We start from the raw sequence: 509 nt of genomic DNA, 5'->3' as shown, positions 1-509 counted from the left end.
ACAAACTCACGCGCCTCGGTTTGCCGACTGAGCCGCAGGAAGTTTACACGAGTCTAGCCGCTACCGTCAGCTGGATTGCGCGCACCATGCCCGAAGCGACCGTTTTTCCTATCGGCGAGCTTCCGCTGGTGGAGGCGCTGGCCCAAGCTGGCATCGAAATGAGCGACGACCCGGAGCGCATTGATCTGGTGGTGAGCTCTTACGACCGCACCTTCGAATATCGCAAGCTGCAGATTGCCTTCGACGCGCTATGGTACCACAAACGTGCACGGCTGGTAACTACCAACCCCGACAGGTTCTGCCCTTTCCCGGGCGGACGCGGCGAGCCGGACGCAGCATGCATCACGGCTGCCATCACCGCCGGCACGCAGGTGGAATGTGAGGCGGTTTTTGGCAAGCCTTCGAAAGACCTGCTGGAAATTATCAGTGCCGAAACCGGCCTGCACCCGTCCAGCAGCGTAATGGTGGGTGACCGCCTGGCCACGGACATCATGTTTGCCCACAACACC

At 60.7% G+C, this 509-nt stretch carries 1 protein-coding gene; it reads left to right on the top strand.

What is annotated here, in order from left to right:
* Window positions 1-86: 86 nt before the first annotated feature.
* Window positions 87-509 (top strand): HAD hydrolase-like protein (locus AC5RWX_RS34235; RefSeq protein ID WP_494100567.1); only part of this gene is annotated, 423 nt, incomplete at its 3' end.

This window comes from Arthrobacter sp. SPT-J7, assembly GCF_059089965.1.
The sequence above is the reverse complement of the archived record's forward strand: the minus strand, read 5'-3'. Positions and strand labels throughout refer to the sequence as shown.